Source organism: Pseudarthrobacter sp. NIBRBAC000502770 (assembly GCF_006517815.1).
GTDB classification, from domain to species: Bacteria; Actinomycetota; Actinomycetes; order Actinomycetales; family Micrococcaceae; genus Arthrobacter; species Arthrobacter niigatensis.
Window position 1 is genome coordinate 66,134 of the sequence record NZ_CP041198.1, and the last position, 10,680, is coordinate 76,813.

A 10,680-nucleotide genomic window follows, 5' to 3' on the forward strand; every position below is an offset into this window, starting at 1 on the left:
CCGGTCGAAACCCTTACCGGCCGGGGTACGGCTCTTTCTCGCCGGCTTCCACCCGGATGTCCAGGCTGTTGTTCTTCACGGGCATGGGGCAGGTGCCGTAAGGGGTGAAGGCGCTGGGGTAATTGATGGCCCGGTTGAAGTCCAGCACTACGGACCCGTCCGGCCGCGGCCTGGGGAGGGAAAGTTTCCGCCACTCGTCCGTGGTGTCGCCGTTGGTTTCGTCGTGGAACGTGACGGTCAGGGCGCCGAGCTTTTCTTCCTCCGCCTGGAGCCGGAACTCATGGCTGCTTCCCGGGAGGCGGAAGACCACCTCGCCTACGCTGCGGTGCACGCCGTCAACCAGCGGGTTCGCGGTGCCGATCGGCACATCCACCGGCGCCGGGTAGGGCTCAAACCTTCCGGTGACCTCCCAGTCGGGGTTGTACGGAAAGGTAGGCACGCCGTCGAATTCCGTGAAGGCCGGTGATGCAGCGTCCCGGGTGCGGATCGCATACCGGCCGCCGCGCATGGCCAGTTCCACCACTACCTGGTCCCCGTCCGGGCCGCCGAACTGCACCCACATCAGTGATTCCTCGTCCGCCAGGACGGCGGATACGGTGCCGTCCACCTTTTCCCCTGTCTCCACCAGCGTGAGCCCGTCCGCCGGAACCGCGGTGAGGAACGCCGTCGAGCCCGTGGCGTCAGTGGACCACAGGCCGGGGGCCGGCTCGACGGCGGAAGGTGAGTCTTCGAGCCACTGGAAGGAGGTGAGGGTAAGCCAGCCGTGCGGCGCTGCCAGGGCTTTGTTGCGGTTGGCGCGGAAGCGCTGCCAGCGCTCGGCCCTGGCGGCGTGGGTGGTGGCTGGGGTGGTGGTCATGGTTCCTTCCAGTTGCGTATGCCTTCGGCTACAACCGGATCGCGGACGTGTTCATTCCGCCGCTGAATCCTTTGTCCGGGGTTGAATGGAGTGGTGGACATCCTTGCGGGAGTGAATCGGGAGTGGCTTGCCGCGCTCCCCTGGCTGGCGGCCGTCCTTGCCGCCGCGGTCGTCCTGGCGTGGCGCCGGCGGCGGCCGGACCTCGCAGCACCTGCCGCCGTCGCCGTCTTCATGGCAGCCAACGTGGGCGCCGGCATCTACGTCCTGAACCACCGCGCGGACGGGCGCTGGGGCGGGGACGCGCAGCCGAAACTCGCCCCGCCCACACTCTCCGGAACCCCCGTGGTGGGCCAGTTCCTGCAGCCGCTCGACGGAGCCATGGCAGGCATGGCCGGCGGGGTCAACGATTTCATCGACTTCCGGGCCGCGTTGCCGGTGGCACTGGACTTCTTCGCGGCCGCCGGATGGGCGCTGGCACTCCTGGTGCCGCTGCTGCTCACCGCTGCCGTGGTCCAGGCCGGGAAGGCCCGGCGCCGCACGGCGGAGGCTGCCGCCTGGCAGGACGAGGTGCGGAACCTACGGGCTGAACTCGACGCCGTCAAACGGCATGTGGGGTACCGCGACATCTTGTGAGACGGATTCCACTGAGGCGAGGCACCGGGGGTAGCATCTTTAGCTAGTAACGTGGCTCACAGTATCCAGCGCAGTGTACGAGCCAAGTCCGAATCCCTCGAAAGATTGTTTCAATGGCTCACACTGCAACACCTCCCGAGACCGACCTTGCCTCCGAACTGCGCGCGGATGTCCGGCGCGTGTCCACCCTGTTGGGCGAATCGCTGGTGCGCCAGCACGGACCGGAACTCCTGGACCTCGTGGAGCAGGTCCGGCTCCTGACCAAGGAATCCAAGGAAGCAGCGCGCGGCGGTGCGCACGCCACCGGCCCCTGGAGCGCGCACGACGTCGTTGCCCAGGTCCGCGAACTCCTGGGTTCCCTGCCCATCGAGCAGGCAACCGACCTGGTGCGTGCCTTTGCCTTCTACTTCCACCTGGCCAACGCCGCCGAACAGGTCCACCGCGTCCGCGGACTCCGGACCCGGGCGGAAAAGGACGGCTGGCTGGCCAAGACGGTGGCGGACATCGCGGCCCAGGCTGGCCCGGAGGTGCTGCAGGAAGTAGTCAACGGGCTGGACGTGCGGCCCATCTTCACCGCCCACCCCACCGAAGCGTCCCGCCGTTCCGTCCTGGACAAGATCCGGAAGCTTTCCGATGTCCTGTCCCAGTCCACAGCCGAAGGGTCCACCGGCCGGCGCCGGCAGGACCGGCAGCTGGCCGAGATCATCGACCAGATGTGGCAGACCGACGAGCTGCGCCAGGTCCGGCCCACCCCCGTGGATGAGGCCCGGAACGCCATCTACTACCTGGGCGGCATCCTCACCGACGCCATGCCGGAGATGCTGTCGGAGCTGTCCGAGCTGCTCGGGGAACATGGCGTCAGCCTCGCCTCCAAGGACGCCCCCATCAGGTTTGGCTCCTGGATCGGCGGTGACCGCGACGGCAACCCGAACGTGACCGCGGCTGTGACCCGCGAGATCCTCCAGATCCAGAACCAAAACGCCATCCGGATCAGCATCGGCATGATCGACGAGCTGATTTCCATCCTGTCCAACTCCACGGCGCTGGCGGGCGCTGACCAGGGGCTCCTCGAGTCCATTGATGAGGACCTGAAGAAGCTGCCGGGCCTGGACAAGCGGGTCCTGGAACTCAACGCCCAGGAACCGTACCGGCTGAAGCTCACCTGCATCAAGGCCAAGCTCATCAACACCGGCAAGCGGGTGGCGGCAAACTCCAACCACGAGCATGGCCGCGACTACAACGCAACCGATGAACTCCTGGCTGACCTGAACCTGCTGGAGCTCTCGCTCCGCAACCACTCCGCGGCGCTGGCGGCGGACGGCTCCCTGGCCCGCGTCCGCCGCGCCATCGCCTCCTTCGGCCTGCACCTGGCCACCCTGGATATCCGTGAACACGCGGACCACCACCACGACGCCGTCGGCCAGCTGATGGACCGGATCGGCGGACCGGGGCTCCGCTACGCCGAGCTGAGCCGGGAGGAACGATTCGAGGTGCTCGGCTCGGAGCTGGCTTCCCGCCGCCCGCTGTCCGGCCACCCGATCAAGCTGGACGGCGCCGCCGACGGCACCTACGACGTCTTCCGCGAGATCCGCCGGGCCCTGCGCATGTACGGTCCGGACGTCATCGAGACCTACATCATCTCCATGACCCGCGGCGCCGACGACGTCCTGGCCGCCGCCGTGCTGGCCCGCGAGGCCGGCCTGGTGAACCTCTTTGGCGACAAGCCCTACGCCAAGCTCGGGTTCGCGCCGCTGCTGGAGACGGTGGAGGAACTCCGGGCCTCGGCCGAGATCATCGACCAGCTGCTCTCCGACCCCTCCTACCGGGAGCTGGTGCGGCTGCGCGGGGACGTCCAGGAAGTGATGCTGGGCTACTCGGACTCCAACAAGGAATCCGGCGTGATGACCAGCCAGTGGGAGATCCATAAGACCCAGCGCAAGCTTCGCGACGTCGCGGCCAAGCACGGCGTGCGCGTCCGCCTGTTCCACGGCCGCGGCGGCTCGGTGGGACGCGGCGGCGGGCCCACCTACGACGCCATCCTGGCCCAGCCCAACGGTGTCCTCGAAGGCGAAATCAAGTTCACCGAACAAGGCGAAGTCATCTCGGACAAGTACTCCCTGCCGGAGCTTGCCCGCGAAAACCTGGAGCTGTCCCTGGCCGCCGTCCTGCAGGGGTCGGCCCTGCACCGGGACCCGCGGACCTCCGAGGACCAGCGCGAGCGCTACGGGCACGTCATGGAGGCCATCTCCGACGCCGCCTTTGACCGGTACCGGAAGCTGATCGACCACCCGGACCTGCCTGCCTACTTCATGGCCTCCACCCCGGTGGAGCAGCTGGGCTCCCTGAATATCGGTTCCCGCCCGTCGAAGCGGCCGGATTCCGGTGCCGGGCTGGGTGGCCTGCGTGCCATCCCGTGGGTGTTCGGCTGGACCCAGTCACGGCAGATCGTGCCCGGCTGGTTCGGTGTGGGGTCCGGGCTTAAGGCCGCCCGCGAGGCCGGCCACTCCGCGCAGTTGGTGGAAATGATGGACCACTGGCACTTCTTCCGCTCCGTGCTGTCCAACGTGGAAATGACGCTCGCCAAGACGGACATGGACATCGCCGGCTACTACGTGTCCACCCTCGTCCCGGAGGAACTCCACCATCTCTTCCACACCATCCGGGAGGAATACGAACTCACGGTGGCCGAGGTCCGCAAGCTCACCGGTGAAAACCTGCTCCTGGATGCCCAGCCGACACTGAAGCGGTCCCTGGAGATCCGCGACCAGTACCTGGATCCGATCAGCTACCTCCAGGTGGAACTCCTGCGCCGCATCCGCACCGAGGGCGGGATCAGCGGGGCCGAGATCGACGAACGCCTCCAGCGGGCCATGCTCATCACCGTGAACGGCGTCGCCGCGGGCCTGCGCAACACCGGGTAACCCCCGGTTGCCCTATCACTTTTGGTCCCTAACAGGCGCTGTTAGGGACCCCAAGTGATAGGGCATCTTCGGTGTTTGGATAGGGTTGGGAGCATGCCTTCCTTCCAGACCCGCCTCAAGATCACCGGGCTCCGGCCAGGGAATCCGCCCGAGTCCGTCATGGACGCGGCCGTGGAGGCGCTGGGCACCCGGCACCACGTGGAGGCACACCAGCTGCAGATCGCCGGCGGCGTGCCGCAGCTCAACCTGCGTTTTCTCGTGGAAGCCAGCGAGTACAGCGGTGAGAACCGCCAGGCGGTGGAATCTGCAGCCATGATGCGCGACGCCGTCGAACGCGTTGCGCTGACAGGTTCACTCAGCGTGCTGCGGCGCAGCCGCGGCAAGTGGCTGCCGGTCTAGCCTGCGTCGGGGAGGGGCTCGTCCTCCACCGGGGACCGGTCGCCGCGGCGCCGGGTGACGATGATGCCCACGACGGCGCCGATCACCAGGCCGACGGCCACGCCAATGAGGGAGCTGGCCCAGAACGGCAGCTTGGTGGTTGAGCCGGTGAAGTAGCCCAGGCCCACCAGCCAGCAGGCCCACAGGACGGCGCCCAGGCCCGCACACAGGCTGAAACCGCGCACCGAGACGTTTGCCACGCCGGAGGCTGCCGAAGTGGCGAGCCGGCCGCCGGGGATGAACCTGGCGCCGATGATGGTGCCATAGGTCGACGACCGCCCGGCCTTGGCCAGTGCCGCATGGATGCCGGCGTGCACCCGGCGGCCCCATTTCCAGCGATCCAGTACGTGGCTGAGGCGGCGGCGGAACAGGTGGAACACCACCATGTCGCCGATCCAGGACGCCAGGGCGGCGAGCAGCAGGACGAGGAACACGTTGGCCCGGCCGTCCGCGGACAATGCGCCGCCGGTAATCACCACCATCTCCGAGGGGATGGGCGGGAAAATGGCGTCGCCAACCACCAGCGGGATGACCCAGAAATAGAGGGCCGTCCCCCAGCTGTCAACGCTGCCGAAGTCCATTGCCACAAGGTACCGCACTTGGGAAACTGGCCGCATGCGGATCTCGGTCCTGCAAGGGGACATTACGCAGCGGCGGGTGGACGCGGTGGTGAACGCCGCGAATTCCTCGCTGCTCGGCGGCGGGGGCGTGGACGGTGCGCTGCACCGGGCCGCCGGGCCGGAACTGCTTGAGGCGTGCCGGGAACTTCGCGCGGCCCGGCTGCCGCACGGCCTGCAGACCGGCGCCGCCGTGGCAACGCCGGCCTTCCGGTTGCCGGCCCGCTGGGTGATCCACACGGTGGGACCCAACCGGCATGCGGGGCAGACGAACCCGGCACTCCTGGTGTCCTGCTTCAGTGAGAGCCTGCGCCTGGCTGAGACGTTGGATGTCCGGGAGCTGGCCTTCCCTGCTGTGGGAGCCGGGGCTTACGGGTGGAGCGCTGGGGCTGTTGCCGCGGCGGCGCAGGAAGCGCTAACCGGTTTCCGGGCCGCCCATCCGGCCGCCGGGCTGGAGCTGGTGGAGTTCGTGCTGCGCACCGCGGAAGTGGAGGCGGTGTTCAGGGACGTCCTCGGGGGTTAGGCCCGTGCCCGGACCGCTTCGCTGAGTTCCAGGCTGCTGCGGTATTCCACGGGCTTTCCGGAGACCGGGTCAACGAACCTGATGCCGCGGGCCAGGAGCTGGAGCGGCCTGGAGTAGTCGTCCGGCGCCTTGTCCAGCAGGTCGGGGTAGAAGGCGTCGTTCACGATCCCCAGCCCCAGCGAGGCCATGTGGACCCGCAGCTGGTGGGTCTTGCCGGTGTGCGGTTCCAGGCGGTACCTGGCCAGCCGCTGCCCTGCGCCGTCGGCACCTGCCGCAGGCCCGCCGTCGAACGTTTCCAGCCGCTCAATCCGGGTTTCCGCGTTCGGCTCACCGTCGATGACCTCCGCCAGCAGGTAGCTGCGGGACTTGGTCATCCGGTTGCGGACAACCACGGGGAAGTCGACGGCGGGGTGCCCCGGCGCGGGCTCGGCGGCGGACACGCATTCGTACTCCTTCTGCACCTGCCGCTTCTCGAAGAGCACCTGGTATTTGCCCCGGGTCTGCGGGTTGGTGGAGAAGAGCAGCACGCCGGCCGTCATGCGGTCCAGCCGGTGCATGGGGATCAGGTCCGGCAGGTCCAGCTGGTTCCGGAGGCGCACCAGGGCGGATTCCTGGATGTAGGTGCCGCCCGGCGTGGTGGGCAGGAAGTGCGGCTTGTCCACCACCAGCAGGTGCTCGTCCCGGTAGAGGATGCCGATCTCCACCGGCAGCCGCGTTTCCGGCGGCAGGGTGCGGTAGTACCAGATGAAGGTGTGGTCCTCGAGCCTGGTGTGCCGGGTCAGCGGTACGCCGCCCTCGCCAACGATCTCGCCGGCGTCGAACCTGTCCTCGATGCCCTGCGGATCAATGTGGCCCCAGCGGTGCATCATGTAGTCCATCGCGGTGTCCCACGGGCCCTCGTCCGGAAGGCGCAGGCGGGTGGCGTTGACGCCGTCGCGCACGGGGAGGGGGGATTGCATCACCGGTCCATTCTACCGGGGGCAGGTGGCCGGAGCGGGTGGGATCCGACGATAAAAAAGTTCTTGACAAAAAAAGTTGTCGGCTGGCACGCTGGTGGCATGCAGGACATCGCAGTTATCGAGGACCCCGCAGCCGCCGAGGCATCCCTGGACCCCATCCGCATGCGGATCCTGAGGGAGCTGGTGCTGCCGGCGTCAGCCACGCAGCTGGCAGTGCGCGTCGGACTTCCCCGGCAAAAGGTGAATTACCACCTCAAGGCCCTGGAACGGCATGGCCTGGTGGAACTGGTGGAGGAGCGCCGCAAGGGCAACGTGACCGAGCGGGTCCTGCAGGCGGCGGCGGCCTCCTATCTGATCTCGCCGTCCGCGCTGGCCGCAGTGTCCCCGGACCCGGGCCGGTTCGCCGACCGCTTCTCGGCTTTCTGGCTGCTGGCGCTGGCGGGACGCATGGTGCAGGAAGTGGGCAAGCTCATCACCGGCGCCGCCGCGGCCCGGCCGAAGCTGGCCACCTTCGCGATCGACGGCGACATTACCTTCCGCACTGCCGCGGACAGGGCCGCGTTCGCCGAGGAGCTCGGTGTCGAGGTGACCCGGCTGGTGGACAAGTACCACGACGGCGGCGGGTCGCCCCGCGGGCGGCGGCACCGGCTCGTGGTGGCGCTGCATCCGGCACTCAAAGAAACCAATGCCTCCACGGCAACCAACGAAACAGCAGGCAAGGAGCAGGACAAATGAGCGACAAACGGGACTTCGAGATCGTCCAGGACACCGAACTGCCCGGCACCCCCGAGCGGGTGTGGGAAGCCGTTACCAACGGAACGCCGGCATGGATGTTCCCCACGGACCAATGGCCGGCAGTCAAGACCGTTGAGGAATACCCCCACCATCTTGTGTCCCGGATGGAGGGGCCGGATGGCTGGTTCAACCAGCTGGAGCACGTGCTGGAACCGCTGGACGGCGGCCGTGCCCGGCTCCACTATGTCCACAGCGGCATCTTCGCTGAAAACTGGGACCAGCAGTACGACGGCGCCAGCCGCCACACCGAGTTCTACCTGCACACGCTGGGCCAGTACCTGCAGTACTTCGACGGCCGCCCCGTGGTGTTCACCGACATCCAGGCCCCGGCGGCGTCCCAGACAGCGGACGGCTTCACCCGCCTCCGTGACGCACTGGGCGCCGGTTCCGCAGGGCCGGGCGCCACGGTTGATGTGGAGCTCGACGGCGTGGGGCGGCTGGCGGGCGAGGTGGACTTCGCGAATGAGCACTTCCTGGGCATCCGCACACCGGACGCCCTCTACCGGTTCTTCGGCCGCAACGCGTGGGGTGCCCCCGTGGGCATGACGGTGCACGATTTCAGCGGCTCCGGCGATTCCGGGACCACGGCCAAGGCGTGGAGCGGTTTCCTGGAGCGGGTGTACGCGTAGCTCCCGCTTCCCGTTCCGCGCCCAGATCGCCGGAAAGCTGCGGGGTAGCCGTCTTTTTCCGGCGGTGACGCACCGTTCCGGCGATTCCGGCGAATCCGGCAGCGGCCGCTCAGGCGATGGCGACGGCGGGAGCCTGGGTGAGCGAACGCCGCAGCTGGGGTGCGGCGTCCAGCCGGTCCTGGGCCGCCCGGAGTGCCAGGACGGCCACCTCCAGTTTGTCCGGCGGCAGGGTGAAGGGCAGCCGCAGGTTGCGCTCGAAGGCGCCGCCGATTCCGAACCGGGGCCCGGCCGCCAGCCTGATGCCATGATCCGGGGCAAGGACTGTCAGCGCCGTACTGATGGGGGCGGGGAGCCGGCACCATACGGAGAGGCCGCCGGCAGGCGGTGCCGCCTGCCACGTTGGAAGGTGTTCCGCCAGGAGTTCCAGGAGGGCTGACCGGTTGCGGCGCAGCGTCTGCAGCAGGGCCGGCAGCGGTTCCTCCAGTGCCCGCACCAGGTGGGCTGCCGCGAGCTGCTCCATGACGGGGCCGCCCAGGTCCAGGGTGGTCCGGGCCGCCGCAAAGCGCTGGATCATGGACTCCGAGGCGCGGATCCAGCCCGTGCGCAGGCCGCCCCAGTGGGACTTGCTCAAGGATCCAATGGACACCACAGTGCTGCCGAAGCCGGCAAGGGGCGTGGTGGCGGTGCCGTCGAGGTTGAGGTCCCGGAGCGTTTCGTCTGCCACTAAAACGGTTCCGGCCGCCGCCGCCACGCGGACCAGTTGGCGGCGTTGGGCATCAGGCATGATCAGGCCTGTGGGGTTGTGGAAGTCCGGGACAAGGTAGGCAAGTTTTGGCTTTTGCTGCACCATGGCAGTTTCCATGGCCGGCAGGTCCCAGCCGGACCCGGCAAAGGCGACCGGGACGGGTCGGCACTTCGCGGAGCGGATGGCATCCAGCGCGTGGGGATAGCTGGGGTGTTCCACCAGGACCCGGTCCTGCCGGTCAGCCAGGGTGCGGATGATGATGGTCAGGGCGTGCTGGGCTCCGGAGGTCACCATGACCTGGCCCGGCTGGGTTGGCACTCCTGCCGCCGTGTAGCGGTCCGCGACCGCCTGCCGCAGCGGCAGCAGTCCCAGGGCGTCGTAGCCAAACCCGGGCAGCAGTGCCGGCAGCTCCGTCAGCGCTGCAGCGAAGGCCCGGTGCACCACCTCGCCGCTGGCAGGCAGCGCCGAATAGGCCAGATCCACCAGTCCCGCGGGTGCGGTGAGTCCGGGCGCGGTAAGCCCGGGTGCGGTGAGCCCGGGGGCCGGCAACGCCCCGGTGGATGGAGGCTGCGGACCGAAGAGGGCCGAACCAAAAGGGGTCAATTCCGGAATGCGTGTGCGCCCGCGGCTGCCCTGGCCGCTGCTGAGGAATCCCTGCTCCCGAAGGCTTGAATACGCCGCCGTTACCGTCGTCCTGCTGATATCGAGTGCGGCGCACAGCGCGCGCTCGCTGGGCAGCGCCGTATCCAGCGGGATCCTGCCGTCCAGGATGAGCAGCCGGATGACGTCGGCGAGTTCGCGGTATGCCGGCCCCGTCCTGGTGTTCCACGGGCCGAGGAGGCGCGACAGCGCGAGGGCGGTAAGGGCGGCAGGCATGTAGCCAGTATTTCAGACTGGATATGTAATTCAATGCCAGTTGGCTGTGATCATGGTTCCATGATGACCCGCAGACTTGTCCAGCTGTTCACCGGCCTCGCCATGTACGGCATCTCCCTGGCCATGTTTATCCGCGCCGGCCTGGGCCTGGATCCGTGGGACGTGTTCCATCAGGGTCTGGCCAACCGGACAGGGCTGAGCATCGGCGTGGTGGTAATCGCCGTGAGCTTCCTGGTGCTGCTGCTGTGGATTCCGCTGCGGCAGACGCCCGGCTTCGGGACGCTCTGCAATGCCATTCTGGTGGGCGTCTTCGCGGACATCGGGTTGGCACTGATCCCGACGGTCAGCCACCTGGCCGGCCAGATCGGCCTCCTCGCGGGCGCAGTGCTGGCCAATGCCGTGGCCTCTGCGTGCTACATTGGTGCCGGATTCGGGCCGGGTGCCCGCGATGGCCTCATGACGGGGCTTGCCCGGCGCACTGGATGGACGGTCAGGTTTTCCCGGACGCTGATTGAGGTGACGGTGCTGGCGGCCGGCTGGCTGCTGGGCGGATCGGTGGGTGTGGGCACCGTGGTTTACGCGCTGGCGATTGGTCCCCTGGTCCACCTCCTGCTGCCGCGCTTCGTGGTTGGCCCCGGCAAGGCAAGTGCCGCCAGGGAACCCAGCACCGCGAACTGCTAAAGCGCCT

The 10,680-nt window shown here is 68.2% G+C and carries 11 protein-coding genes; 7 read left to right on the forward strand and 4 right to left on the reverse strand.

Annotated features, from left to right (window positions below; genetic code table 11):
- Window positions 1-13: 13 nt before the first annotated feature.
- Window positions 14-856, reverse strand: coding sequence for a DUF1684 domain-containing protein (locus NIBR502770_RS00775; RefSeq protein ID WP_141180715.1), 843 nt, complete (start codon window positions 854-856; stop codon window positions 14-16).
- Window positions 857-949: 93 nt separating this feature from the next.
- Between NIBR502770_RS00775 and NIBR502770_RS00780 the strand changes: the two genes are divergently transcribed.
- The 3 genes from NIBR502770_RS00780 (at window position 950) to NIBR502770_RS00790 (ending at window position 4,809) form a co-directional block, all read left to right on the forward strand.
- A complete protein-coding gene (locus tag NIBR502770_RS00780) occupies window positions 950-1,489 on the forward strand; it encodes a hypothetical protein (protein ID WP_141180716.1) in 540 nt (179 codons plus the stop codon).
- 113 nt (window positions 1,490-1,602) lie between these two features.
- Window positions 1,603-4,410: a phosphoenolpyruvate carboxylase gene (ppc, locus tag NIBR502770_RS00785; protein WP_141180717.1), complete on the forward strand. Its 2,808-nt coding sequence runs from the start codon at window positions 1,603-1,605 to the stop codon at window positions 4,408-4,410.
- A 93-nt stretch (window positions 4,411-4,503) separates the two neighbouring features.
- On the forward strand, window positions 4,504-4,809 hold the full coding sequence (locus NIBR502770_RS00790; protein ID WP_141158180.1) for a hypothetical protein: 306 nt from the start codon (window positions 4,504-4,506) through the stop codon (window positions 4,807-4,809).
- On the opposite strand, the gene NIBR502770_RS00795 is transcribed toward NIBR502770_RS00790, so the two are convergent.
- The gene (locus NIBR502770_RS00795) at window positions 4,806-5,429 is read right to left on the reverse strand and encodes a DedA family protein (RefSeq protein ID WP_141180718.1); all 624 of its coding nucleotides are present in this window, start codon (window positions 5,427-5,429) and stop codon (window positions 4,806-4,808) included. The genes NIBR502770_RS00790 and NIBR502770_RS00795 overlap by 4 nt on opposite strands.
- A gap of 34 nt (window positions 5,430-5,463) precedes the next feature.
- Here NIBR502770_RS00795 and NIBR502770_RS00800 point away from each other — a divergent pair, with 34 nt between their 5' ends.
- Window positions 5,464-5,988, forward strand: coding sequence for an O-acetyl-ADP-ribose deacetylase (locus NIBR502770_RS00800; RefSeq protein WP_141180719.1), 525 nt, complete (start codon window positions 5,464-5,466; stop codon window positions 5,986-5,988).
- Here NIBR502770_RS00800 and NIBR502770_RS00805 read toward each other — a convergent pair.
- Window positions 5,985-6,947, reverse strand: a complete 963-nt coding sequence (locus NIBR502770_RS00805; RefSeq protein ID WP_141183259.1) for an RluA family pseudouridine synthase — start codon at window positions 6,945-6,947, stop codon at window positions 5,985-5,987. The two genes, NIBR502770_RS00800 and NIBR502770_RS00805, sit on opposite strands and share 4 nt — an antisense overlap.
- A gap of 99 nt (window positions 6,948-7,046) precedes the next feature.
- On the opposite strand from NIBR502770_RS00805, the gene NIBR502770_RS00810 reads away from it, so the two are divergent.
- Complete coding sequence (locus NIBR502770_RS00810; protein ID WP_141180720.1) at window positions 7,047-7,682, forward strand: helix-turn-helix domain-containing protein; 636 nt, start codon at window positions 7,047-7,049, stop codon at window positions 7,680-7,682.
- Window positions 7,679-8,371, forward strand: coding sequence for an SRPBCC domain-containing protein (locus NIBR502770_RS00815; protein ID WP_141158176.1), 693 nt, complete (start codon window positions 7,679-7,681; stop codon window positions 8,369-8,371). Before NIBR502770_RS00810 ends, NIBR502770_RS00815 begins: the two co-directional genes overlap by 4 nt.
- 109 nt (window positions 8,372-8,480) lie before the next feature.
- Here the strand turns inward: NIBR502770_RS00815 and NIBR502770_RS00820 are convergent, their stop codons facing one another.
- On the reverse strand, window positions 8,481-9,992 hold the full coding sequence (locus tag NIBR502770_RS00820) for a PLP-dependent aminotransferase family protein (protein WP_141180721.1): 1,512 nt from the start codon (window positions 9,990-9,992) through the stop codon (window positions 8,481-8,483).
- A gap of 60 nt (window positions 9,993-10,052) precedes the next feature.
- On the opposite strand from NIBR502770_RS00820, the gene NIBR502770_RS00825 reads away from it, so the two are divergent.
- Window positions 10,053-10,673: a YitT family protein gene (locus tag NIBR502770_RS00825; protein ID WP_141180722.1), complete on the forward strand. Its 621-nt coding sequence runs from the start codon at window positions 10,053-10,055 to the stop codon at window positions 10,671-10,673.
- Window positions 10,674-10,680 lie beyond the last annotated feature (7 nt).